Origin of the sequence: Streptomyces sp. NPDC048338, from assembly GCF_043201055.1 — a bacterium.
GTDB lineage: Bacteria > Actinomycetota > Actinomycetes > Streptomycetales > Streptomycetaceae > Streptomyces.
This window is the reverse complement of the sequence record NZ_JBICYQ010000001.1, coordinates 37925-61269: the sequence shown is the minus strand read 5'-3', so window position 1 is coordinate 61269 and position 23345 is coordinate 37925. Positions and strand designations below refer to the sequence as shown.

The 23345-nt window shown below is 73.4% G+C and carries 26 protein-coding genes; 15 read left to right on the top strand and 11 right to left on the bottom strand.

Annotated features, from left to right (window positions below; translation table 11 throughout):
* Window positions 1-123 precede the first annotated feature (123 nt).
* A complete protein-coding gene (locus ACGFZF_RS00320; protein ID WP_147977421.1) occupies window positions 124-345 on the bottom strand; it encodes a hypothetical protein in 222 nt (73 codons plus the stop codon).
* A 21-nt stretch (window positions 346-366) separates the two neighbouring features.
* Window positions 367-1632 (bottom strand): inorganic phosphate transporter, encoded by a 1266-nt coding sequence (locus ACGFZF_RS00315; protein ID WP_147977420.1) that lies wholly within the window; start codon window positions 1630-1632, stop codon window positions 367-369.
* A gap of 405 nt (window positions 1633-2037) precedes the next feature.
* On the opposite strand from ACGFZF_RS00315, the gene ACGFZF_RS00310 reads away from it, so the two are divergent.
* Window positions 2038-3165, top strand: coding sequence for an alpha/beta hydrolase (locus ACGFZF_RS00310; protein ID WP_393550077.1), 1128 nt, complete (start codon window positions 2038-2040; stop codon window positions 3163-3165).
* Between the two features lie 199 nt (window positions 3166-3364).
* Complete coding sequence (locus ACGFZF_RS00305; RefSeq protein WP_393550075.1) at window positions 3365-4771, top strand: hypothetical protein; 1407 nt, start codon at window positions 3365-3367, stop codon at window positions 4769-4771.
* 48 nt (window positions 4772-4819) lie between these two features.
* Here the strand turns inward: ACGFZF_RS00305 and ACGFZF_RS00300 are convergent, their stop codons facing one another.
* Together ACGFZF_RS00300 and ACGFZF_RS00295 are read right to left on the bottom strand one after the other, a co-directional pair.
* A complete protein-coding gene (locus ACGFZF_RS00300) occupies window positions 4820-5224 on the bottom strand; it encodes a VOC family protein (protein ID WP_393550074.1) in 405 nt (134 codons plus the stop codon).
* A 66-nt stretch (window positions 5225-5290) separates the two neighbouring features.
* Window positions 5291-6181 (bottom strand): neutral zinc metallopeptidase, encoded by an 891-nt coding sequence (locus ACGFZF_RS00295; protein WP_393550071.1) that lies wholly within the window; start codon window positions 6179-6181, stop codon window positions 5291-5293.
* A 254-nt stretch (window positions 6182-6435) separates the two neighbouring features.
* Here ACGFZF_RS00295 and ACGFZF_RS00290 point away from each other — a divergent pair, with 254 nt between their 5' ends.
* The 3 genes from ACGFZF_RS00290 to ACGFZF_RS00280 all read left to right on the top strand — a co-directional run bounded on the left by ACGFZF_RS00290 (window position 6436) and on the right by ACGFZF_RS00280 (window position 9604).
* On the top strand, window positions 6436-8034 hold the full coding sequence (locus ACGFZF_RS00290; RefSeq protein ID WP_393550069.1) for an ABC-F family ATP-binding cassette domain-containing protein: 1599 nt from the start codon (window positions 6436-6438) through the stop codon (window positions 8032-8034).
* Window positions 8035-8434: 400 nt separating this feature from the next.
* On the top strand, window positions 8435-8656 hold the full coding sequence (locus ACGFZF_RS00285; protein WP_005477683.1) for a helix-turn-helix domain-containing protein: 222 nt from the start codon (window positions 8435-8437) through the stop codon (window positions 8654-8656).
* 150 nt (window positions 8657-8806) lie between these two features.
* Window positions 8807-9604, top strand: a complete 798-nt coding sequence (locus tag ACGFZF_RS00280; protein ID WP_393550066.1) for an enoyl-CoA hydratase/isomerase family protein — start codon at window positions 8807-8809, stop codon at window positions 9602-9604.
* 15 nt (window positions 9605-9619) lie between these two features.
* On the opposite strand, the gene ACGFZF_RS00275 is transcribed toward ACGFZF_RS00280, so the two are convergent.
* Complete coding sequence (locus tag ACGFZF_RS00275) at window positions 9620-10309, bottom strand: hypothetical protein (RefSeq protein WP_393550064.1); 690 nt, start codon at window positions 10307-10309, stop codon at window positions 9620-9622.
* Between the two features lie 112 nt (window positions 10310-10421).
* Here ACGFZF_RS00275 and ACGFZF_RS00270 point away from each other — a divergent pair, with 112 nt between their 5' ends.
* The 5 genes from ACGFZF_RS00270 to amaP are packed head-to-tail and all read left to right on the top strand — an operon-like array spanning window position 10422 to window position 12645.
* A complete protein-coding gene (locus tag ACGFZF_RS00270) occupies window positions 10422-10871 on the top strand; it encodes an Asp23/Gls24 family envelope stress response protein (protein ID WP_393550062.1) in 450 nt (149 codons plus the stop codon).
* 29 nt (window positions 10872-10900) lie between these two features.
* The gene (locus ACGFZF_RS00265) at window positions 10901-11092 is read left to right on the top strand and encodes a hypothetical protein (RefSeq protein ID WP_147977412.1); all 192 of its coding nucleotides are present in this window, start codon (window positions 10901-10903) and stop codon (window positions 11090-11092) included.
* Between the two features lie 6 nt (window positions 11093-11098).
* A complete protein-coding gene (locus ACGFZF_RS00260) occupies window positions 11099-11449 on the top strand; it encodes a hypothetical protein (protein WP_356778952.1) in 351 nt (116 codons plus the stop codon).
* Window positions 11446-12054, top strand: a complete 609-nt coding sequence (locus tag ACGFZF_RS00255; protein WP_393550058.1) for a DUF6286 domain-containing protein — start codon at window positions 11446-11448, stop codon at window positions 12052-12054. The genes ACGFZF_RS00260 and ACGFZF_RS00255 overlap by 4 nt, the downstream gene beginning before the upstream one ends.
* Window positions 12055-12057: 3 nt before the next feature.
* The gene (amaP, locus tag ACGFZF_RS00250) at window positions 12058-12645 is read left to right on the top strand and encodes an alkaline shock response membrane anchor protein AmaP (RefSeq protein ID WP_393550056.1); all 588 of its coding nucleotides are present in this window, start codon (window positions 12058-12060) and stop codon (window positions 12643-12645) included.
* Between the two features lie 70 nt (window positions 12646-12715).
* Here the strand turns inward: amaP and ACGFZF_RS00245 are convergent, their stop codons facing one another.
* From ACGFZF_RS00245 to ACGFZF_RS00220, 6 genes are all read right to left on the bottom strand, one after another.
* The gene (locus tag ACGFZF_RS00245) at window positions 12716-13471 is read right to left on the bottom strand and encodes an SDR family oxidoreductase (protein ID WP_393550053.1); all 756 of its coding nucleotides are present in this window, start codon (window positions 13469-13471) and stop codon (window positions 12716-12718) included.
* Between the two features lie 4 nt (window positions 13472-13475).
* Window positions 13476-15260 carry a glycoside hydrolase family 15 protein gene (locus tag ACGFZF_RS00240; protein ID WP_393550051.1) on the bottom strand — a complete coding sequence of 595 codons (1785 nt, stop codon included), beginning with the start codon at window positions 15258-15260 and terminating at the stop codon, window positions 13476-13478.
* Window positions 15261-15378: 118 nt separating this feature from the next.
* Window positions 15379-16179 carry an SURF1 family protein gene (locus ACGFZF_RS00235; protein WP_393550049.1) on the bottom strand — a complete coding sequence of 267 codons (801 nt, stop codon included), beginning with the start codon at window positions 16177-16179 and terminating at the stop codon, window positions 15379-15381.
* Between the two features lie 70 nt (window positions 16180-16249).
* Window positions 16250-16483: a hypothetical protein gene (locus ACGFZF_RS00230; RefSeq protein WP_356778947.1), complete on the bottom strand. Its 234-nt coding sequence runs from the start codon at window positions 16481-16483 to the stop codon at window positions 16250-16252.
* Between the two features lie 54 nt (window positions 16484-16537).
* Complete coding sequence (locus ACGFZF_RS00225) at window positions 16538-17512, bottom strand: DEDDh family exonuclease (RefSeq protein ID WP_393550046.1); 975 nt, start codon at window positions 17510-17512, stop codon at window positions 16538-16540.
* A 120-nt stretch (window positions 17513-17632) separates the two neighbouring features.
* On the bottom strand, window positions 17633-18280 hold the full coding sequence (locus ACGFZF_RS00220) for a TetR/AcrR family transcriptional regulator (protein ID WP_393550044.1): 648 nt from the start codon (window positions 18278-18280) through the stop codon (window positions 17633-17635).
* A gap of 97 nt (window positions 18281-18377) precedes the next feature.
* On the opposite strand from ACGFZF_RS00220, the gene ACGFZF_RS00215 reads away from it, so the two are divergent.
* Genes ACGFZF_RS00215 through ACGFZF_RS00195 form a run of 5 tightly spaced genes read left to right on the top strand, consistent with a single transcriptional unit; the run spans window position 18378 to window position 23327 of the window.
* Window positions 18378-19175, top strand: a complete 798-nt coding sequence (locus tag ACGFZF_RS00215) for an acetoacetate decarboxylase family protein (RefSeq protein WP_393550042.1) — start codon at window positions 18378-18380, stop codon at window positions 19173-19175.
* Entirely contained in the window at window positions 19175-20059 is an 885-nt protein-coding gene (locus ACGFZF_RS00210; protein ID WP_393550040.1) for an SDR family NAD(P)-dependent oxidoreductase, read from the top strand. The genes ACGFZF_RS00215 and ACGFZF_RS00210 overlap by 1 nt, the downstream gene beginning before the upstream one ends.
* 11 nt (window positions 20060-20070) lie before the next feature.
* On the top strand, window positions 20071-21354 hold the full coding sequence (locus ACGFZF_RS00205; RefSeq protein WP_393550038.1) for an amidohydrolase family protein: 1284 nt from the start codon (window positions 20071-20073) through the stop codon (window positions 21352-21354).
* The gene (locus ACGFZF_RS00200; RefSeq protein WP_356778940.1) at window positions 21351-22580 is read left to right on the top strand and encodes an amidohydrolase family protein; all 1230 of its coding nucleotides are present in this window, start codon (window positions 21351-21353) and stop codon (window positions 22578-22580) included. The genes ACGFZF_RS00205 and ACGFZF_RS00200 overlap by 4 nt, the downstream gene beginning before the upstream one ends.
* Before the next feature lie 24 nt (window positions 22581-22604).
* Window positions 22605-23327 carry a VIT family protein gene (locus ACGFZF_RS00195; RefSeq protein WP_393550035.1) on the top strand — a complete coding sequence of 241 codons (723 nt, stop codon included), beginning with the start codon at window positions 22605-22607 and terminating at the stop codon, window positions 23325-23327.
* Window positions 23328-23345 lie beyond the last annotated feature (18 nt).

Genomic DNA, 23345 nt, shown 5'->3' with positions numbered 1-23345 from the left:
GGGGGGGGGGGGGGGGGTGGTGTTTTTTTTTTTTTTTGGGGGGGGGGGGGGGCCCCCCCCCCCGGGGGGGGGGGGCCCCCCCGGGGGGGGCCCCCCCCCCCCGGCCGGTGGGGTCGTCCCGCGTCAGACGACGATCAGATAGATCCCGTACGCGACGGCCGCCGCGCACAGGGCGAAGCAGGCGTACGCGCCGGTACGCGCGAGGGTGGCGGAGCCTCCCTGGGCCGTGGCCTGCTCCTGCTTGGAGAGGCCGACGATGCCGAGGGTGAACAGGCCCACGAGGGCGACGGTCGCCACGAGGCTGACTCCGAAGACGGAGCCGAGAGCTGCCCAGTCGATCTTCATGCGTGCGTGTCCCTTGGTTCCTTAGACCGCCGCGGCCGGGGCCGCGGGGGCTGCCGGGTCCGTGGGGGCCGGCGAGGGGATGGTGGTCTTGAGGTCCTCGTCCGCGACGGCGGCGACGGTCCCGGCGGGCGGCGGGCTGACCGCCGCGATCGCGGTGGTCACGACGCCCGCGGGCTCGGCGTCGAGGTCGTCCGAGGTGACGTTGTGGTGGTCGACCGGCTTGCGGCGCGACAGGGCCCAGATGACACCGGAACCGGCGACCAGCAGGATCGCGACGGCGACGATGCCCCAGGTGCCCTGCTTGGTGAGGAACTCGGCGCCGGCGCCGACCAGACCCGCGGCGGGCAGGGTCAGACCCCAGGCGACGAACATCCGGGTCGCGGTCGACCAGCGGACGACGCCGCCCTTGCGGCCGAGGCCCGCGCCCATCACGGCGCCGGAGCAGGACTGGGTGGTGGAGAGGGAGAAGCCGAGGTGGGAGGAGGCCAGGATGACCGTGGCCGCGCTCGTCTGGGCCGCGAAGCCCTGCGGCGGGCGCAGGTCCGTCAGGCCCTTGCCCATCGTGCGGATGATGCGCCAGCCGCCGAGGTAGGTGCCCATCGCGATGGCCAGACCGGCGGAGACGATGACCCACATCGGAGGGTTGGAGCCGGGGGCGAGGACGCCACCGGTGACCAGGGCGAGGGTGATGACACCCATCGTCTTCTGGGCGTCGTTGGTGCCGTGGGCGAGGGAGACCAGACCGGCGGAGGCGATCTGTCCGGCCCGGTAGCCCTTGGCCGTGGACTTCTCGTCCGTCTTGGCGCCGATCCGGTAGGTGAGCCGGGTGGCCACCGTCGCGGCCAGGCCGGCGACGATCGGCGCGGCGATCGCGGGGAGCAGGACCTTGGTGACGATGGTGCCGCCGTTGACCGCCGACCAGCCGGCGGACATGACCGCCGCACCGATGAGACCGCCGAAGAGGGCGTGGGAGGAGCTGGACGGGAGCCCGAGCAGCCAGGTCAGCAGATTCCAGAGGATGGCGCCGACGAGCGCCGCGAAGATCACTTCGGTACGAATGCCCTGTTCGTTGATGATCCCGCCGGAGATCGTCTTGGCGACCTCCACGGACAGGAACGCACCGACCAGGTTGAGCGCGGCGGACATGGCCACCGCGGTCTTGGGCTTGAGGGCACCGGTCGAGATGGTCGTCGCCATCGCGTTGGCGGTGTCGTGGAAACCGTTCGTGAAATCGAACACGAGAGCTGTCACGACCACAATGGCGAGCAGCAGCGTGATGTGTTCCATTTACCCAGGCAATCGTTTGACGTCAGTGGCTCGACGAACGTAAGCAACCTGGGTGAACGGAAGGTGAACTGGGCCGGGCGGTGTGGTGTCCCGAATCGGTGTCCGGTCATTCCGCTTAGCGTTTCGGGCGTCGATCCGTCCACGATGTGGTCCCCGTGCAACCCCGGGTAAGCCGTGCCGTAGCGGGACGGAACCGACTTCCATCGACTTCTGCCCCGCCAGTCACTCTCGCCCCACGGGCAAGATCACCCGACCGGGGGACCGTCGTGAAGTGACCCACGTCACTCGGTCGAGTGCGCGGAGGCGGCGTGGGGGAGAGGCCGAGGACCACCGGGGAGACCGGCGGACAGCCCGAAGGGCCGCGGTCCGGTGGCATCCCGTCCGCACCCTGCCGACACTGGGAACGTGCGCCCGGCTACAGCGACGGCAGCGGCCGTCACCACTCTGATCGGTGTCGGCGCGGCCGCGATCGCGGCCGGCCGGTACGCCAGCGACGCCGCCCTCCGGGCGCCGTCCGGACGACCGCTGCCCGGCGACCCACGGCTCACCGTGCACGCCGCGGAATCCGGCCGGGTCACCCTCACCCGGAGCCTCGCCTCACTGCGGCCCGGCACCTACGGCCTGGACGGCCCCGACGTGCACGCGGTCGTCGGACCCGTCCTGGACCGGGTCCCGCACTCCGCCGACACCGTCGTCCGCCGTCTCGAACGGGTCGAGTACGGCACCCTCGAACCGGGCGCCCGCGTCCGCCTCACCCCCGTGCTGCACACCGGCACCCCGCTGTCGGCCCTCGGCGTCGACCACGAGGACGTCGAGATCCCCGGCGAACTCGGCCCCCTGCCCGGCTGGCTCGTCCCCGGCCCCCGGCCCACCTGGGTCGTCGCCCTGCACGGCCTCGGCACCACGCGGCTGCAGCCCCTCAACCTCGTCCCCTTCCTCAGCCGCCGCCAGATCCCCGTCCTCATCCCCGCCTACCGCGGCGACGAGGGCGCGCCGCCGTCCCCGGACGGCCTGAGCCACCTCGGCGAGTCCGAGTGGCGCGACGCCGACGCCGCCGTCCGCTACGCCGTCCGCCGAGGGGCCCGGCACGTCGTCCTGTACGGCTGGGGGACCGGCGCGACCATGGCCCTGCACGTCGCGGCCGACTCCGGGGTCCGGGACGCGGTCCGCGGCCTCGTCCTGGACTCCCCGGTGCTCGACCGGGAGGCCACCCTGCGCGCCCTCGTCGCGGCCCGCCACGTCCCGGCCCCGCTGCTGCCGCTGGCCGTCCGCGCCGCGACGACCCGGGCCGCGCTGGACGGCGCCCGGCTCCAGGACGCCGCCGATCCCGCCGCCCTGCGGATCCCGACCCTGGTCTTCCACGGCCCGGACGACACGCTCGCGCCCTGGGAGCCGTCCCTCCGGCTGGCCGCCCGCCGCCCCGAACTCGTCACCCTGCAGACGGTCCGGCGGGCCCCGCACGCCTCGATGTGGAACGCCGACCCGGTCCGCTACGAGGAAGCGCTGCGCCGCTTCCTGACCCCTCTGCTCTAGGGGCGTCTGGCCGATCGTGCCGGGCTCGCGGGTGCCCCGGCACTCCGCGCCGGCCTGCCGCACGCCCCCGTCCCGGAGGGTTCGTCCGCCCTCCTTCCGGAGGCGGTCACGGGTCCGGTTCCGGGCCGTTCCCGGCGTCTTTCGACGGCGATCCGGATTCCGATTGGGCTTTCGGGCCGTCAGCGGGAAGACTGCCCCCGTGACGTCTCGACAGCCTGATGAGCATTTGGCGCGCAACTCCAGACTCCGACTCGTCCGTCCGCGGGCACTTGCGACCGCCCGACGGGCCGTGACGACCCGTCGTACGCGGCCGGCGCCGCGTCCGCCGGAGGGCACTCCGCCCCGCGCGGAACTGGCCCGCCAGGCACGGATCGTCCTGGCCGACGCCGTACGGATCGCCCGCTGGGCCGCCGTCGACCGCGCGGCCGAACTCGGTCCTTCGGCCGGCCCCGACGCGGCCTCCGCCCGGGAACGGGCCGCCGCGGCGCTGAACCTGACCCCCGGCCAGATCCGGGCCGGCTGGGACCGGGCGCGCCTCGCCGGACTCGTCGAGATCCACGGCGACACCGCCCGCCCGGGCTGGCGCCTGCACGCCTGGGACCGCGACGACTCCGCGGTCCTGCGCGGCTGGGTCGCCCTCTTCGACGCCTGGTCCCTGGTCCACCCGGCCCCCGAGGGCGTGGCGCCCGGCGCCGTCGCCGAAGTCGTCGAGGCCCTTCCCCAGGTGCTCTCGCTCCTGCAGCTGTCCGCAGGCCCCGTCGTGGTCCCGTCGCTCCTCGACCTGCTCCGCCAGCGGGTCGAGGAGCTGCGCGAGGAGCGCTGCGAGGTCCCCGACCCGCAGGCCGAGCCGGAGGCCGCCGCCGGCTCCCCGGCGGCGGACACGGACGGGCTCTCCGCGCTGCTCGACTGGGCCCTGGAGGGTCTCGCGGCCGTCGGCGCCCTCACGCTCGGCCCGGGCCAGGCCACCCTGACCCCGCTCGGCAACTGGGCGGTGTGGGTCAAGCTGGAGCAGATCTGCGTCGCGGCCCAGAGTCCGGCGGGGAACATCGAGCAGTCCGCCCAGGACATGCTCCGCGGCTGCGCCCGGCTCACCCCCGGACCGGCCCGCGACGAGTACCGCGCCTGGCTCGCCGCCCGCACCCTGTCCAGCGCGGTCACCGAACTGCTGGCGGTCGCCCGGGGCGAGGACGCTCTGCTGCGCGGCCTCGCGTTCGAGGCCCTGCGGGTCGTCGGCGCCCCCGCCGAGGCCGAGGTCCGGGCCGCCGCCCAGGAGGCCCCGCTCCGCCCGTACGCCCTGCTCTGGCTCGCCGAGTACGACGGCGCCGACCCCGACGACGCGCAGGAGGTGCTCACCCGCGAGGAGGCGACCTGGCTCTGGGTCGACACCGCCGCGGCCGTCGCCGACCACGGCGAGAGCGCGCTGCTCGTCCGTCACCTCGACTCCGCGATCCAGGGGACCGTCCCGGCCCTGCTGGACGAGGTCCGGGCCGTCGGGCACCCCCGCACGGTCCAGGTCCTCGTCGCGCTGGCCGCCGCGCACCCCGACCCGGCCCTCGCCAAGGCCGTGCGCCGGGCGGCTTTCCAGGTCCACACCGGGGGCTCCTGAGCCGGCTCCGGGGCACAGGGCCGGGGCACCGCGCCGGCCGGGCCGCGGCTACTGGTCGGCGGCCCCCGGCGCGTACGTCCCGAAGGACCAGATGTTGCCCTCGGCGTCGCGGGCCATGTAGTCCCGCGAGCCGTAGTCCTGGTCGGTGGGCGGCATCAGGATCTCGACGCCGTGCTCCACGGCCCGGGCGTGGTGCGCGTCCACGTCGTCCACGCGGACGTACACCCCGACCGGGCCCCCGCCGGCCATCAGCTTGTCGAACTCGCTGCCGGTGCCCTTGCTGCCCAGCATCACCATGCCGTTGCCGTGCGAGAGCTCGGCGTGCGCGACCTTGCCGTCCTCGTCCTCGTACACCGCCGTCCCGGTGAAGCCGAACGCCTCGGTGAGCAGCTTGATCGCGGCCTTCGCGTCCTCGTAGGTGAGGGTCGGACAGATGTCGGGTGACTCGCCCATCGCGTTCGCTCCTTCTCGCTCGATCGGATGTGACGCGGGTCTCAGTCTGGCAGTCGCCGCCGACAATCAGCGGAAGGTGTTGCACTGGGCCATGTCGCCGGTCCTGAAGCCCGTGGAGAACCACTGCTGCCGTTGCGCCGCCGAGCCGTGCGTCCAGTTCTCCGGCGTCACCCGGCCCTGGAACCTCTCCTGGATCCGGTCGTCGCCCACCGCGGCCGCCGCGTCCAGGCCGTCCCGGATGTCCGCCTCCGTCAGCCGCGTGATCAGCGGCCGTCCCGTCCGCTCGTCCGGCGTGGACGTGGCGTGGCGGGCCCACACGCCCGCGTAGCAGTCCGCCTGGAGCTCGACCCGCACGGCGTTGGACGCGGCACCGGTGCGCCCGTCCTGGGCGCGGGCGAGCGTGCCCATCTGGTTCTGGATGTGGTGGCCGTACTCGTGCGCCACGACGTAGGCCTGCGCGAAGGGGCCCCCGGTCGAGCCGAACGTGGTCCGCAGCTCGTCGAAGAAGCCCAGGTCCAGGTAGACCTGGCGGTCGCCGGGACAGTAGAAGGGACCGACCGCCGAGGTGGCCGAGCCGCAGGCCGTCCCGACCCGGTCGGTGAACATCACCGTGCGCGCGTCCCCGTAGCGGCCGCCCCGCCGGGTGTACTCCGCCCGCCAGAAGTCCTGCAGGCTGTTGACCACCGCCACGATCCGGCAGTCCTCGCGGGCGTTCGCGTCGGCGCCGGTCCGGCAGTTCTGCTCCACCTGGGCCGCGGACGAGGCGGTCACGGCCGGATCCTCGCCGCCGGACGACAGCCCCAGCTGCTCGGGACCCACTCCGAAGAGGACGCCCAGGATCAGGGCGATGAGGCCGACGATGCCGCCGCCGACGGTGGCCCTGCCGCCCGGGATGCGGCTGCCGCGGACGTCGCGCACCTCCGAGGTGTCCAGGTCGGCGTCGTCGTCGAACTGCATGAGCCACCGCCCTCCGCATCGTGCCGCGGCAGTGGCCGCCGCCTCCCGGCGAGTATCGATCACTCCGCCACCAGTCGCCCCTTTTGTCGGACAGGGAACGGAAGGAGAGGTATGTCACCCCGCGGCAGCATGTCCGAAAAGCAGTTGCAAGCGCCCGTTAGACTGGCCGCATGGCCATTCTCCTTGCGTACGCGTAGAGGCGTCGAAACCCGCCAGAGCCCTTCCGCCGTCCACCCCCGCACTGGAGTCTGTCCGTGATCACCGCTTCCGGCATCGAGCTGCGCGCCGGCGCCCGCATCCTCATCGAGTCCGCTTCCTTCCGCATCGCCAAGGGCGACCGCATCGGCCTGGTCGGCCGCAACGGAGCGGGCAAGACCACCCTCACCAAGTGCCTCGCAGGCGAGGGCCAGCCCGCCGGCGGCACCATCGCCCGCTCCGGCGAGGTCGGCTACCTCCCGCAGGACCCGCGCACCGGCGACCTCGACGTCCTGGCCCGCGACCGCATCCTGTCCGCCCGCGGCCTGGACGTGCTGATCCGCAAGATGCGGATGAACGAGGAGCGCATCGCCAACGGCTCGGGGGCCACCCGTGACAAGGCGATGAAGCAGTACGAGCGCCAGGAGACCGAGTTCCTCACCAAGGGCGGGTACGCCGCCGAGGCCGAGGCCTCCACCATCGCGGCGGCCCTCGGGCTGCCCGACCGGGTGCTCGGCCAGCCGCTGCACACCCTCTCCGGTGGTCAGCGCCGCCGCGTGGAGCTCGCCCGGATCCTCTTCTCGGACGCCGACACCCTGCTCCTCGACGAGCCCACCAACCACCTCGACGCCGACTCCATCGTCTGGCTGCGCGACTACCTCAAGACCTACCGCGGCGGCTTCATCGTCATCTCCCACGACGTCGACCTGGTCGAGACCGTCGTGAACAAGGTCTTCTACCTGGACGCCAACCGCTCGACGATCGACGTCTACAACATGGGCTGGAAGCTCTACCAGCAGCAGCGCGAGGCCGACGAGAAGCGCCGCAAGCGCGAGCGCCAGAACGCCGAGAAGAAGGCCGCGGCCCTCAACTCGCAGGCCGACAAGATGCGCGCCAAGGCCACCAAGACCGTCGCCGCGCAGAACATGGCCAAGCGCGCCGAGCGGCTGCTGTCGGGTCTGGACGCGGTCCGCGTCTCCGACAAGGTCGCCAAGCTGCGCTTCCCGGAGCCCGCCCCGTGCGGCAAGACCCCGCTCACGGCCGAGGGTCTGTCCAAGTCGTACGGCTCCCTCGAAATCTTCACCGATGTGAACCTGGCCATCGACAAGGGTTCGCGCGTCGTCATCCTCGGCCTGAACGGCGCGGGCAAGACCACGCTGCTGCGCCTGCTCGCGGGCGCCGAGTCGGCGGACACCGGCGAGGTCACGCCGGGCCACGGTCTCAAGCTCGGCTACTACGCCCAGGAGCACGAGACCCTCGACCCGGAGCGCACGGTCCTGGAGAACATGCGCTCCTCCGCGCCCGACCTCGACCTCGTCGAGGTGCGCAAGACGCTCGGCTCCTTCCTGTTCTCCGGTGACGACGTCGACAAGCCGGCCGGGGTGCTCTCCGGCGGGGAGAAGACCCGTCTGGCGCTCGCCACCCTCGTCGTCTCGTCCGCGAACGTGCTGCTCCTGGACGAGCCGACCAACAACCTGGACCCGGCCAGCCGCGAGGAGATCCTCGGCGCGCTGCGCACGTACAAGGGCGCGGTCGTGCTGGTCACCCACGACGAGGGCGCCGTCGACGCCCTGGAACCGGAGCGGATCATCCTGCTGCCGGACGGCGTCGAGGACCTGTGGGGGCCGGACTACAAGGACCTCGTGGCCCTGGCCTGACCAGCGGGCGAGGCGATCGGGCCCGGTGGCCGGACGACGGGCACGGCGTCCGCGCCGGCGGGCCGGCGCGGCTTCTGATCATCCCCGTATGGATCATTCGGCTCATGGGTGATCCTTCATCTGAGTGAGTGCGTCTCATACCCCCGGCGCGGCACCCTGCGGAATCCTTCCGTCAGGGCCGCGCCGTCCTCGTACCGGCAGGACGGCGCTGACCTGGCACTTCCCTTCCGTGGCGGCTTCCCGGCAGGTCCGGCACCCTGCGGAATCTTGCATTCCGGTCGTGGCGGCACCTTGTCCGGGAGGGAACCCGGCGGCACGGACCTTGTCGAATGGGTGGCCAGGACGTCCGGAAGGGGTGATCATGAGAAGTCCAGAGCGCACTTCCCATGAGGAGGCACGGGTGGCCGAGACTCTGAAGAAGGGCAGCCGGGTGACCGGCGCCGCGCGCGACAAGCTCGCGGCAGACCTGAAGAAGAAGTACGACTCCGGTGCGAGCATCCGGGCGCTGGCCGAGGAAACCGGTCGCTCCTACGGATTCGTCCATCGGATGCTCAGTGAATCCGGAGTCACGCTGCGTGGACGCGGCGGAGCGACACGAGGCAAGAAGACGGCCTCGGCCTGACTCGGGGCGCGGTTCGTCGGGTCCACCGGTTCTCGGGGTGGCCACCCGGTCGGCCGAGCGGTCGACCGGGTGGTTACTGTGCAGTCACTTAGTGGCCGAAGAGGTCACTGAGCGATCGCTGCAGTGCTGCACCGGAACCGGAGGCGCCCCATGACTTCGCTCGACTCTGTGCTCGTGTTCGACAAGGACGGTGTACGGCTCACCGTCGAGGACGCCGTTGCCACGGTGACCCTGACCAATCCGGCGAAGCGCAACGCCCAGTCTCCCGCTCTGTGGCGGGCGTTGGTGGAAGCCGGCCGGTCGTTGCCGGGCAGCGTGCGGGTGGTGGTCCTGCGCGGTGAGGGCCAGTCCTTCTCCGCGGGCCTCGACCGGCAGGCGTTCACGCCCGAGGGCTTCGACGGGGAGCCGTCCTTCCTCGACCTGGCGCGCGGTTCCGACGGGGACCTCGACGCGGTCATCGCCGAGTACCAGGAGGCGTTCACCTGGTGGCGCCGCAGCGACATCGTGTCGATCGCGGCCGTCCAGGGGCATGCCATCGGCGCCGGGTTCCAGCTCGCCCTCGCCTGCGACCTGCGGGTCGTCGCCGAGGACGTGCAGTTCGCCATGCGCGAGACCAGCCTGGGCCTCGTCCCGGACCTCACCGGCACGCACCCGCTCGTCTCGCTCGTCGGTTACGCCCGCGCGCTCGAGATCTGCGCCACGGGCCGCTTCGTCCACGCCGACGAGGCCGAGCGCATCGGCCTCGCCAACATCGCCGTGCCCGCCGCCGAACTCGACGCGGCCGTACGGGACCTGAGCGCCGCCCTGCTGGGCGCCCCGCGCGACGCCGTGATCGAGACCAAGGCGCTGCTCCAGGGCGTCTCCGGCCGCTCCTACGAGGAGCAGCGCGTCGCCGAGCGGGCCGCGCAGGCACGCCGTCTCCGCGACCTGGCGGGCCTCGGCGACTGACGCGCGACCGCGCCGTCAGCGCAGATCCGACACCAGCACCGTGACCGCGGTCCCCTCCGGGGCGACCGCGGTCACGGTCGCGCGCACGGCCCTGGCCACGTCCAGCGGGCGGCGACCCGCGGTCACCGCCACCTCCACCCGCAGCCGCCCCGGCGCGCGGTCGACCGGCGGGCCCACGACGTCCGTCAACGCCGCCACCCCCGCCACGGCCCGCACCACCGTCGCCAGCGGGTCCGTCACGCCGGGCGAGGTGGGGCCGGGCGAGGCGGGGGACTCCGGAGCGGCGGAGACCGTCGCGCCGTCGTCCAGCAGCTCCGTCACCCGGAGATCGACCCGAACGGCCCTGAGTCCCAGCTCCGCCCGCGCCGCGGCGAACAGGGCGGCGCGCAGCTCGTCCGACACCCCCGGCAGCGGCCGGTCGCCCGCCGCCGCGAAGTCCGCCGCGATCCGCAGCGGCCCCGGAGCCAGGCCGCCCGGCGGCACGGGCAGCGGCGCCTCCTTCGCCGGCTCCCCTTCCAGGAGCCCCACCCGCAGCGGCCCCGGCGCCACCCCGGGCACCCGCCCGGCGGCCCGCAGCAGCACGGCCCGCGCCGCGCTCTCGGCCAGCCACGCGCCGTCCGCCGCGTCACCCAGCGGCAGGAGCAGTCCCGGCCCCAGCCGCCCGCGCATCGTCGCCGCCCGTCCCGCTTCCGCACTCGTCGTCATCACCCCAGACTGCCGCATCCCCGGCGCGCGACCGGGGAAGCGCACTTAATGTGGGCAAAGGGTCCGAATGTGACTCGTATTTCCCACACCTTCTCGGAAGGGGCGAACGGCGATGAGCGAGAGCACACACTCCGACGGACCGTCCGTGACCAAGCGGGGCGGCGGCGCCCCCGCCACCCGCGGCCGTACCACGATCGCCGACGGCGTCGTCGAGAAGATCGCCGGCATGGCCGCGCGCGACGTCGTCGGCGTCCACGCCATGGGCAGCGGGTTCTCCCGCACGCTCGGCGCCGTGCGCGACCGGGTGCCCGGCGGCGGCGCCAAGTCCAGTGCCACCCGGGGCGTGAAGGCCGAGGTCGGTGAGGTCCAGACGGCTCTCGACCTGGAGATCGTCGTCGAGTACGGAGTCTCGATCGCCGGTGTGGCCGCGGAGGTCCGCGAGAACGTCGTCGCGGCCGTGGAGCGGATGACCGGTCTGGAGGTCGTCGAGGTCAACATCGCCGTCAGTGATGTGAAGCTGCCCGACGAAGAGGACGAAGAGCCGGAGCAGCGGCTCCAGTAGCCGCTGCGGCCGGGCGGAAGGGGATCGGCATGAGCATGGCTTTGGTCGGCCTGGTGGCCGGCATGGCCCTCGGATTCGCCGGATACTTCGGCGGGTTCGGGGCGTTCGTCCTGGTCGCGGCCTTGGGCGCGATCGGGTTCGTCGTCGGGCGCTTCCTCGAGGGAGACCTCGAACCCGGCGACTTCTTCCGGGGTCGCGAACGCGGCGACCGGCGGCGGTGACCGGGGGTGACAGCCGGCCCGGTCGGAGCCGCCGGCCGCGGGGCGACGACCATCGCCGACAAGGTGGTCGCGAAGATCGCCGCGCAGGCGGCACGCGAGGCACTCGTCTCCGTGCCCGCGGAGGGGTCGGCGCCGCACGCCTCGGTCGTCGTGCACCGTGACTCGGCCCGCGTCTCGGTGAGCCTGGAACTCGACTACCCGGCCGACCTGGGCCGCCAGTGCGGCGCGGTCCGCAGCCGGGTGATGCGACGGGTCAAGGAACTGGTCGGACTGGAGGTGCCGGAGGTGTCCGTCCACGTGGAACGCCTGCACTCCGCGCGCACGGCGCGCGGGTCCGCCCGGGGGAGGCTGCGATGAGCACCGAACCCGAGACCGCGTCCCCGCCCGCACCGGTGCCGGAGGACCGGTCGGACGCGGCCCCGGCCCGCCGGTTCTGGGCCGTACGGCGCATCCCGGCCGCCCTGGTCGCGCTCGTCCTGCTCGGTGGCACCGGCCTGCTGCTCTACGACGTCGCGGCGGTACGGGCCGACCGCACGGCCATGCAGTGGCGGCGCGACCTCGCCGACGAACTGGCCACCCGGCCCCTCGACAACGCCTGGGTGCTGGCCGGCGCGGCCGTCGCCGTGGTGCTCGGCCTCTGGCTCCTCGTCCTGGCCCTCACGCCCGGCCTGCGGGCGGTCCTGCCGATGCGGCGCCGGCACGCCGACGTGCGGGCCGGGCTCGACCGCGACGCCGCGGCCCTGATCCTGCGGGACCGCGCCATGGAGGTCTCGGGCGTGCAGTCGGTCCGGGTCCGGGCGGGGCGGCGCAAGGTGAAGGTGCGGGCCGTCTCGCACTTCCGCGAACTGGACGACGTCCGGACCGACCTGGACGCCGTCACGGCCACCGCCATCGATGAACTGGGGCTCGCCCACCCGCCCGCGCCGACCGTCCGGGTGGCGCGCCCGCCGAAGAAGGGATGAGGGATGACGGTCGTCCTCCGGCGCGTCAACCGGATCCTGCTCGCCCTCGTGGGCCTGCTGCTCCTCGTCGTCGGCGGGGCGGTGCTCGCGGCCGGCCTCGACCTCCCCGTGCCGTCCTGGTGGCCGTGGTCGGGCCCGTCCGACGTCCTGCTGAGCCGGGCCGACCGGCAGCGGTGGCGCGACGAGGGCTGGTGGTGGCCGGTGGTCATCGCCGCGCTCGGCATCCTCGTCCTGCTGTTCCTGTGGTGGCTGCTGGCGCAGTTCCGCCGGGCCCGGCTGCGAGAGGTCGTGATCGACACGGGCGACGGGGACGCCGCCGTGATCAGGGGCCGGGCCCTGACGAGCGTCCTGGTCGCGGACGCCGCGGCGCAGCACGGCGTGGCCGACGTCCGCATCGCCCTGACGGGCCGTCGCACCGCACCCCGCGCCCGGGTCGCCCTGCGGCTGGAGCCGCAGGCCGCACCGGGCGAGACCCTGCACGCCCTCACCCACGAGGCCCTCGCGCACGCCCGCGCCTCGACCGGACTCGCGTCCCTGCCGGCGGAGGCCCGCCTCCGCGCGGTCAAGCACCGCGCGAGCCGGGTGAACTGACCCCGCCGGGCCCCGGGCCCCGGGCCCCGGGCCCCGGGCCTCGCGCCCGGAGCCCGGTGCCGCGCTCCGGTCAGAAGCCGTGCCGGGCGCCGCCGTCCACCGGCAGCATGACCCCGGTGAGGTACGAGGCCGCCGGCGACAGCAGGAAGGCGGCGGTGTTGCCGAACTCCTCCGGCGTGCCGTAGCGGCGCAGCGGGATGCGGGACTCGTTGGCCGCGCGGGCCGCGTCCGCGTCGCCCGACAGGGCGTCCAGGGAGCGCACCCGGTCGGTGTCGATCCGGCTCGGCAGCAGGCCGACGACCCGGATGCCCCGGGGGCCCAGGTCGGCGGCGAGCGACTTGGCGAAGCCGGCGAGCCCGGGACGCAGACCGTTCGAGATCGTCAGGCCCTGGATCGGTTCGTGGACCGAGCCCGACAGGACGAAGCCGATGACGCCGCCCTCGGTCAGCGTCTCGGCGGCGGCCCGGGCCATCCGCACCGCGCCCAGGAAGACCGTGTCGAAGGCCGAGGCCCACTGCTCGTCGGTGTTGTCCGCGCCGAAGCCCGGCGCGGGCCCTCCCACGCTGATGAGGATGCCGTCGAAGCGCCCGAAGCGGGACCGCGCCTCCGCGATCAGCCGCTCGGCGGCCTCCGGGTCGGCGTTGTCGGCGGCGACGCCGACCGCGTCCGCCCCGAGTTCGGCGACCGCCTCGGCCACCGACTTCTCCTCGCGCCCGGTGACCACCACCTTCGCGCCCTCGGCGAGCAACGCCTCGGCCGATGCCCGGCCGAGCCCCCGCGTCGCGCCGGTCACCACGTACACACGGTCCTTCAGTCCAAGATCCATGGCCCTATCCTGCCGTCTCCTCCCACGGCAGGGCGAGGGCGGTGTTCACCAGGCCGATGTGGCTGAAGGCCTGCGGGAAGTTGCCCAGCTGCCGCCCCGTCACCGGGTCGTACTCCTCCGCGAGCAGACCCACGTCGTTGCGCAGCGCCACCAGCCGCTCGAACAGCTTCCGCGCCTCCTCCGTCCGCCCGATCAGGCGCAGCGCGTCCGCCAGCCAGAAGGAGCAGACCAGGAAGGTCCCCTCCTGCCCCGGCAGTCCGTCGACCGATTCGCCGGCGGTGCTGTAGCGGAGCACGTAGCCCTCGTGCAGCAGCTCCGCCTGGACCGCCTCGACGGTGCCCACGACGCGGGGGTCGTCCGGCGGGAGGAAACCGACCTGGGGGATCAGCAGCGTCGCCGCGTCCAGCTCGCGCGAGCCGTACGACTGGGTGAAGGTGTTGCGCTCGGGGTCGAAGCCCTTGTCGCAGACCTCGGCGTGGATCTCCTCCCGCATCGCCCGCCAGCGCGCCGGATCCCCGTGCAGCGAGGGGTCGGCCTCCAGCATGCGCACGGCGCGGTCGGCGGCCACCCACGCCATCACCTTCGAGTGCACGAAGTGGCGGCGGCGGCCGCGTACCTCCCAGAGGCCCTCGTCCGGCTGCCGCCAGGTCGACTCCAGGAAGCCGAGCAGGCTGAGCTGGAGGTTCCAGGCGTGCCGTTCCGCCGGGATGCCCGACTCCCGGGCCCGGAACAGCGAGTCCATGACCTCCCCGTACACGTCCAGCTGGAACTGGTCCACGGCCGCGTTCCCGATCCGCACCGGCGCTGAGTCCGCGTGGCCGCGCAGCCAGGGCAGGGTCATCTCGGGGAGCCTGCGTTCGCCGCCCGGGCCGTACATGATCTGCAGGTCGGCCGGATCGCCCGCCACCGCACGCAGCAGCCAGTCCCGCCAGGCCGCCGCCTCCTCGACGTAGCCGGCGGTGAGGAGCGCGCCGAGGGTGAGGGTCGAGTCGCGCAGCCAGCAGGAGCGGTAGTCCCAGTTCCGCACGCCGCCGAGCTCCTCCGGCAGGGAGGTGGTGGGGGCGGCGACGATGCCGCCCGTCGGGGCGTAGGTCAGGGCCTTCAGGGTGATGAGCGAACGCAGCACGGCACGGCGGTACGGCCCCTCGTAGGTGCACCGCGAGGACCAGTCCCGCCAGTCGATCAGGCACTGTTCGAGGGCCGTGAACGGGTCGATCAGGTCCGGGCGCGGCTGGTGCGAGGGGTGCCAGGTCAGGACGAAGGCCACCTTCTGGCCGGCGTCGACCGTGAACGAGGAGCAGGTGGAGAACTGCTGGCCCCAGGTCTTCACCTCGGGCTCGCTGCGCAGCCAGACCGAGTCGGGCCCCGCGACGGCCACCCGGTGGCCGTCGGCCCGCCGCACCCACGGCACGATCGAGCCGTAGTCGAAGCGCAGCCGCAGCACGGAGCTCATCTCGACCGAGCCGCTGACGCCCTCCACGATCCGCATGACATCGGGCATCGTGTCCCGCTGCGGCATGAAGTCCACGACCTTGACGGTGCCGGTCCGCGTCTCCCAGTAGGTCTCCAGGACCAGGGTGTCCCCGGCGTAGCCCCGCCGGGAGCAGTTCTTGGCGCCCTTGGGCGCGATCCGCCAGTGCCCGTTGTCCTCGTCTCCGAGGATCGCGGCGAAGCAGGCGGCCGAGTCGAAGCGCGGCAGGCACAGCCAGTCGATCGATCCGTCGCGTCCGACGAGCGCGGCGGTCTGCAGATCGCCGATGAGGGCGTAGTCGTCGATACGTTGCGTCACGCTTTGGCGTGTTCCCGAAAGCGGCGACGGTCAATCAGCGGGGCGGGGGAGTCCGCATGGGACCCGGGGAACGCCCGTCGGCCGATCCGGCCTCCGGGGCTTCTTCCGAAGGGCTCACTCAGACGGCGGCGGGGGCGGGCTCGGGGGTCCCGGAACCGTCGTCGGTACGGGCCGCGGCCTCCCGGTCGCGCTTCTCGCGGCGCACCAGGATCACCCAGCCGACCGGCACACCGGCGGTGAAGAGCCACCACTGGACGGCGTACGCCATGTGGGCGCCGATCGAGTCGTGGTCGGGCTCGGCGATCTGCTCGGGGCCGGACCCGGCGGGTTCGGGGGCCGTCTGCTCGACATAGCCGCCGAGCACCTCGCGGCCGAGCAGCTTCGCCTGCTGGCCGCTGTTGATCAGCATCACCTGACGGTCCGGCAGTCCGCGGAGGTCCTTGATGCCGCTCGCGCCGGTCGTCTCGTCGGCCTTGAGCCGTCCGGTGACCGTGACCTCGCCCTTGGGGGCGGGCGGGACGTCGGGGAAGGCCTTCTGATCGGCGGCGGCCGGGATCCAGCCGCGGTTGACCACGACGGTCCGGCCGTCCCGGAGCACCAGCGGGGTCAGCACGTGCATGCCCACCCGGTCGTCCGCGGAGGTCCGGCGGCGCACGACGACCTCGTGCGCGGTGTCGAAGGTGCCGGTGGCGGTGACCCGGCGCCAGTAGTCGGCGCGCGGAACGGTGTGCCCGACGGAGGTCAGCTCCTCCACCGGGACCGGCTCCGCCCGGAGGTTGTCCGCGATCAGGGAGTTCTGGGCGACGCGGCGCTCGTGCCGGTGGAACTGCCAGAAGCCCAGCTCGATCATCGTCGGCATGAGGACGAGGGCGACGAGGGTGAGGATCACCCACTGCCGGGACAACAGGAAGCGGTACACCCCATGACGGTACAACCGTGGTCATGGGGTGCACGCACGGGGGCTCCGGTCGCCCGGGCCGGCCCGGCTCTCAGACTTTGTCGACGATGCCCACCTTCCCCTCCGAGCGGGCGCAGTGGGCGCCGCAGTACCAGCTGCCCTCCACCTCGACGCCCTGGCCGATGATCTGGACCCGACAGTGGTCACAGATGGGCGCCATGCGGTGAATGGCGCAGGAGAAGCAGTCGAAGACGTGCACCGCGCCCTGCGCGTGCACCTCGAAGGACATGCCGTAGTCGTTTCCGCAGACCTCACAACGTGCCATGCGCCACAGGGTGGGGCTCCCGGCCGCGGAAGCGTGGGACGCACGCCCGGCACGTCACCCGTCTGCCGCGTCGACGTCCCGCAGCAGTTGGGTGAAGGCGGCCTCGTCGACGATCGGGGTGCCGAAGGACTTCGCCTTCACCGTCTTGGACGTGGCCGCGTCCGGATCGTTCGTCACCAGCAGGCTCGTCAGGCGGGACACGCTGCTCGCGACGTGCAGCCCGGCGTCGGTCGCGCGGTCCTCCAGGAGCTCGCGGTCGATCGAGGTGTCGCCGGAGAACGCCACCCGCATACCCTGCTTGAGCGGTTTATCCGTTTCGTAACGTCCGGGGTTCGGGTACGGGCACGCCGGGCGCTTCCGCGAGGGGCGCCAGCTGTTCGCGTGGTACGCGGCCTGGTGGCCGATCCGCGGCGCGACCGGGGAGGCGGCCCACTCCGTCAGCGGCCGGCACTCCAGCAGCGGCAGTCGTACGCCCCGCTCCGCCGCCGTGTGCAGACTCGGCCGGAACGCCTCGGCGAGGACGCGTGCGTCGTCCAGGGCGTTGTGCGCGCGCTGCTGCACCACGCCGTAGTGCGCGGCCAGCGACTCCAGCTTGTGGTTGGGCAGGGGGAGCGAGAGCTCCTTGGAGAGCGCGATGGTGCAGAGCCGCTGACGCACCGGCGCGGTCCGCTCGGCGCGCGCGTACTCCCGGGCGATCATCGACCAGTCGAACATGGCGTTGTGCGCCACCAGGACCCGGCCGTCGAGCCGCGCGGAGAACTCTGCGGCGATCTCCGGGAAGAGGGGCGCGCCCTCCAGGACGTCGCTGGTCAGTCCGTGGATCCAGACCGGCCCCGGATCCCGCTCCGGATTGACGAGCGTGTACCAGTGGTCCTCGACGTTTCCCTGGGCGTCCAGCCGGTAGACGGCAGCCGACACTATCCGGTCGTCGCGGGCGAGGCCGGTGGTCTCCACGTCGACGACCGCGTACCCCTGTGGGTAGGCGGTCGGCCACGTCGCTGCTGTCGTACGGTCGTCGAGCATGGTCACTGAGAATACGGGCCGCCGCCGACACCGTGGTGCCCGGTGCCGGATCCGGGTGCCCGGATCCGGCCATCCCGCCGACGCGTGCGGGGCACGGCGTACCGGCCGCGCGGACGGGACGCCGGGTCAGCCGGCCGGGTCCCCCGGCCGGCCGGGAACCGCCAACAGTCCCTCCACCAGGGCCCGCACGGACACGGCGAAGAGGCGCCCGGTGTCCACCGGGCGGGTCAGCGCACGGGCCAGGGCCGGGTCGGGAGCCGCCTCGCCCTCGGCGTCCCAGAGGTCCTCCTCGCCCGGCGACTGGACCGGCGCCCGTTCCCGGTTGCGCTCCACCAGGACGTGGCCGACGACGTGGAACTGCACGGCCCGGACCACCTGCGCGGCCCGCGCGCCCCGCAGCCCCGCCGCGTGCACCTCGGCGGCCAGGGCGCGCTGGGCGGGCAGGAACATCCGCTCCGTCAGGCCCCGCTCGTGCACCATCGCCACCAGGTGCGGCCGCTCGCGCAGGTCGCGGCGGAGCGTGCCGGCCACGGACACGATCCGGTCGACGGGGGTGCGGCCGCGCGGGGTGATCGCGGCGAGATCGGCCACGGTCCGCTCGACGAGCGCGTCCAGCAGGGACTCGCGGTTGCCCACGTGCCAGTAGATCGAGGTGACCGCGGTGCCCAGCTCGGCCGCGAGCCTGCGCATCGTGAGCGCGTCCGGACCGTGCTGCCTGACCAGCGCCGCGGCGGCGCGCAGGACCTCCTCACGGGTCAGCGCGGAGCGAGCCATGGTCTCCCCAAGTCGGGTGTCTGCACGGGTATTTACCCTTCATCGCGCCGGGTGTAACTGTGTTACACGCTGACGGTTCCCCGAAGGGCGGTACCTCATGGCACGAGTACGGTACGGCGCGCGCACCGACGCCGAGATCGCGGCGGCCCGCGCGAAGAGCTCCTCGCTCCCCGACATCTGGTCCACCGGCGTGGTCGCCGTCTGGGAGACCGACCCCGACGTGGTCGCGGCCGTCCTGCCGCCTCCGCTGAAACCCGTCGGACGCCCCCTCGTCCGGGCCAACATCTCCCGGGTCGACCTGCCCGGCTACCCCCTCGGGGCCGGCTCGGTAGCCGTCGCCGCCGCCCACGGCGACCGGGAGGGCTGGTACCCCCTGGTCATGCCGATGACCCACGAGCGCGCCCTGGTCGGCGGCCGCGAGGTCTTCGGCGAGCCCAAGAAGCTCGGCGAGGTGACGGTCGAGCGGGAGGGGATGGTCGTACGGGCCGCACTCGCCCGGCACGGCATCGCCTTCGTCGAGGTGCGCGGCGCGGTGTCCGGCCCGCTGCCCCTGCCCGAGCCCGTGGAGAAGACCGACTTCTACTTCAAGTTCCTCCCCGCGGTGGACGGTTCCGGCTTCGAGGACGATCCCGTCCTCGTCCACTGCGTCCGACACGAGAAGGTCCGCAGGCTGGAACGCGTCACCGGCGACGTCGTCCTGCGCGAGTCCATGTACGACCCGGTCGCGGACCTCCCCGTCCGCCGGATCGTCGAGATCACCGTCGGCGAGAAGACCACCGACCAGAAGGGCCGGGTGGCCGAGCGGGTGAGCGCCGGGAGCCTCGCGCCGTACATCCACCAGCGCTACGACGATCCGCAGCAGGTCCTCGACGGACCGCCCGAGGGGAGCGTGTGATGGAACTGCGCGCGGGACAGGTCGCCGTCGTCACCGGGGCGGCGAGCGGCATCGGGCTCGCCATGGCGCGCCGCTTCGCCGCCGAGGGACTGGCCGTGGTCCTCGGGGACGTGGAGGAGCCCGCCCTCGGCCGGGCGGCCGCGGAGCTGTCCGAGGACGGCGCCCGGGTCCTCGCCCACACGGTCGACGTCACGGACCCCGCGTCCGTGGCGGCCCTCGCGGACGCCGCGTACGACACCTTCGGCGCGGTGCACGTGCTCTGCAACAACGCGGGCGTCGGCTCGGGCGCCGAGGGCCCGATGTGGGAGCACGAGCCCAACGACTGGAAATGGGCCTTCGCCGTCAACGTGTGGGGGGTCTTCCACGGCATCCAGGCCTTCGTCCCGCGCATGATCGCGGGCGGCGGCCCCGGGCACGTCGTCAACACCTCCTCCGGGGACGGCGGGATCGCCCCGCTGCCCACGGCCTCCGTCTACGCCGTCACGAAGTCGGCGGTGGTCACCCTCACCGAGTCGCTGTACGCGCAGTTGAGGGCCCGGCGCGCGCCCGTGGGCGCCTCCGTGCTCTTCCCCGGCCCGCACATGCTGCGCACCGGCCTGTGGGAGTCGCACCGCAACCGGCCCGAGCGGTACGCCAAGCAGCGCCCGCGCCGGACCCCGTACCGCAGCCTCGACCAGTGGGAGACGGCGATGAAGGAGGCCGGGCACGAGGTCGCCTTCACCCCCGTCGAGGAGGTGGCCGGACACGTCGTCGACGGCATCCGCGCCGACCGCTTCTGGATGCTGCCGGCCGGCGAGCACAGCGACCGCCAGATCAGAGCGCGCTCGCAGTCCATGCTCGACCGCGCCAACCCGACCTATCTGGAGAGCTTCATCCTCGACTGAGGGGCTTCGCCATGAGCTATGAGGATCCTTATCTGATCATCTCCTCCGACTGCCACGCCGGGCTGCCGACCGAGCGGTACCGGCCCTACCTCGACTCCCGGTTCCACCGCGCCTTCGACGACTTCCTCGCCGGCCGGGACGCCCGCCGCGAGGCCATGACCCGGCTCGGCGTGCGCAACGAGACCTTCGCGAACAAGTGGTTCAGCGACAACGAGGAAGGGCTGCGTGGCGGCTGGGACGCCGCCCAGCGGCTCAAGGAACTCGACGGCGACGGCGTCGCGGCCGAGGTCGTCTTCCCCGACGCGGACGCCGTGGACAGCGGGACGGCCGCCCCCTTCGGCGTCGGCCTCGGTCTCTCCGGGGACCAGGACCCGGAGCTCGGCATGGCGGGCGCGCAGGCGCACAACCGCTGGCTGGCGGAGTTCGTCGGGCAGAATCCCGAACGCCACTGCGGGGTGGCGCTGCTGCCGGTGACCGCCGACACCGACAAGGTCGTCGCCGAGATCCACCGCGCCAAGGAGTCGGGGCTCGGCGCGCTCATGATCCCCTCGATGTGGGTGGACAAGGAGCCCTACCACGACCGGCGTTACGACCCGGTGTGGGCGGCGGCGGCCGAGACCGGGATGCCGCTGGTCACACACTCCGGCGCGGCGCCCCGCGAGGAGTACGGCGACCACCTCGGCATCTACGTCAGCGAGGTCACCTGGTGGCCCGCACGGCCGCTCTGGTTCCTGCTCTGGTCCGGGGTCTTCGAGCGGCACCCCGGGCTCCGGTTCGGCGTCGCCGAGTCCGGCTGCTGGTGGCTGCCGAACCTGCTGTGGTTCATGGACCGGCTCTACCTGGGCGCCCACGGCGGCAAGAAGCTGTCCCCGTTCGCCGAGCTGCGGCGCCCCCCGAGCGAGTACCTGGACCGCCAGGTCTTCGTCTGCGCCACCAACACCAAGCGGCGCGAACTGGCCCAGCGGTACGAGATCGGCGTCGACAACATCCTGTGGGGCTCCGACTTCCCGCACCCGGAGGGGACCTGGCCGGCCACCCGCGCATGGCTCCGGCAGACCTTCCACGACATCCCGGTGACCGAGACCCGCCGGATGCTGGGCCTGGCCGCGGCCGAGGTCTTCGGCTTCGACGTCGCGCGACTGGAACCGATCGCCCGCCGGATCGGGCCCACCCCGGCCGAACTCGGGCAGCCGGCCGACCAGACGGCGGTGGAGGCCTCCTGGGCCCGTTCCCGCGAGGTCGGCCGTCACTGGCTGACGGACCACGACTTCCCCGCGCTGGGGGTGACGCCGTGAGCGAGGACCGGTACACCGTCATCTCGGCCGACTGCCACGCGGGCGCCGACCTGCTCGACTACCGGCCCTACCTGGAGAAGCGGTACCACGACGACTTCGACGCCTGGGCGGCCGGCTACGTCAACCCGTACGAGGACCTGCTGGCCGACACCGCCGACCGCAACTGGAACTCCGCGCGCCGGCTGCGCGAGCTGGAGGCCGACGGCATCGTCGCGGAGGTCGTCTTCCCCAACACCATCCCGCCGTTCTTCCCCTCCGCCTCGCTGATGGCCCCGGCGCCGACCCGGCAGGAGTACGAGCAGCGCTGGGCGGGCCTGCGGGCCCACAACCGCTGGCTCGCCGACTTCTGCGCGGACGCGCCGGGCCGCCGGGCGGGGGTAGCGCAGATCCTCCTCAACGACGTCGACGAGGCCGTGCGGGAGATCCGCCGCGCCAAGGAGGCGGGCCTCACCGGCGGCATCCTGCTGCCCGGCACGCCGCCCGGCAGCGGGATCCCGGAGCTCTACTCGTCGGCCTACGACCCGATCTGGGCGGTCTGCGCGGAACTGGACGTGCCCGTCAACCACCACGGCGGCTCGGCCTCGCCGCCGCTCGGCGACGAGCCGGCGGCGCGCGCGGTGTTCATGGTCGAGACGACCTGGTTCTCGCACCGGGCCCTGTGGCACCTGGTGTTCGGCGGCGCGTTCCGCCGCCACCCGGAGCTCAGGCTCGTCCTGACCGAGCAGGGCTCGGGCTGGATCCCCGGGGTCGTCGAGATGCTGGACTACTACCACGCCCGTCTGGTCGCCGCGGCCTCCCGTGCCGTGACGGCCGAGTCCAGGTTCGGCGCGGGGCTGGCCGCGTCCATGGGCAAGGGCCCCAGCGAGGTCTGGCGCGACAACTGCTTCGTGGGCGCCAGCTTCATGCGCCCCCACGAGGTCCCGCTGCGTGACCGGATCGGCCTCGACAAGATCATGTGGGGGAGCGACTACCCGCACGACGAGGGCACCACGCCGTACTCCCGCGAAGGGCTCCGGATCGCCTACGCCGGGCTGCCGCGCGAGGAGGTCGCGGCGATGGTGGGCGGCAACGCGGCCCGGGTCTACGGCTTCGACCCGGCCGTGCTGGAACCCCTGGCCGCGCTCCACGGACCGACGGTGGCCGAGATCGCCGAGCCCCTCGCGGAGATCCCGGCGGGCGCCACCAGTCCCGCCTTCGCCCCGGGCGGGTCGGTCCGCGTGTGGTGAGGAACCGCGGGAATACTCCCCGGTGTGACCGACGAGACCCGTGAGACCGACCACGACGAAGCCCACGGCGGCGGCCTCGGCACCCGTCTCAACTGGCTCCGGGCCGCCGTGCTCGGAGCCAACGACGGAGTCGTCTCCACCGCGGGCCTCGTCGTGGGCGTCGCCGGCGCGACGGCCTCCCGGTCCGCGCTCCTGACCGCCGGACTCGCCGGCCTGCTGGCCGGATCGATGTCGATGGCGGCGGGGGAGTACGTCTCGGTCTCGACCCAGCGCGACTCGGAGCGGGCGGCCCTGGCCCAGGAGAAGCGCGAACTGCGGGAGCGGCCCGAGGCGGAACTCGACGAACTGACCGGGATGCTGTCGGACCGGGGCCTCTCCCCGGAGGTCGCCCGTGAGGCCGCCGAGCAGCTCACCGCCCGCGACGCACTGCGCGCCCACGCGCGCGTGGAGCTGGGCATCGACCCCGACCAGCTCACCAACCCGTGGCACGCGGCGGGCGCCAGCTTCCTCGCCTTCACCGTCGGCGCCCTGCTCCCGCTGCTGGCGATGGTCCTTCCCCCGGCCTCGCTCCGGCTCTGGGTCACCGTCCTCTCGGTCCTGGCCGCACTCGCCCTCGCCGGCTGGTGGAGCGCCCGCCTCGGCGCGGCCCCGGCGGGCCGCGCGGTGCTGCGGAACATGGGAGGAGGAGCGCTGGCGATGGCGGTGACGTACGCGGCGGGCTCCCTGCTGGGTGCGGCGGGGGTGTAGCGGGGGACGTCCGATCAC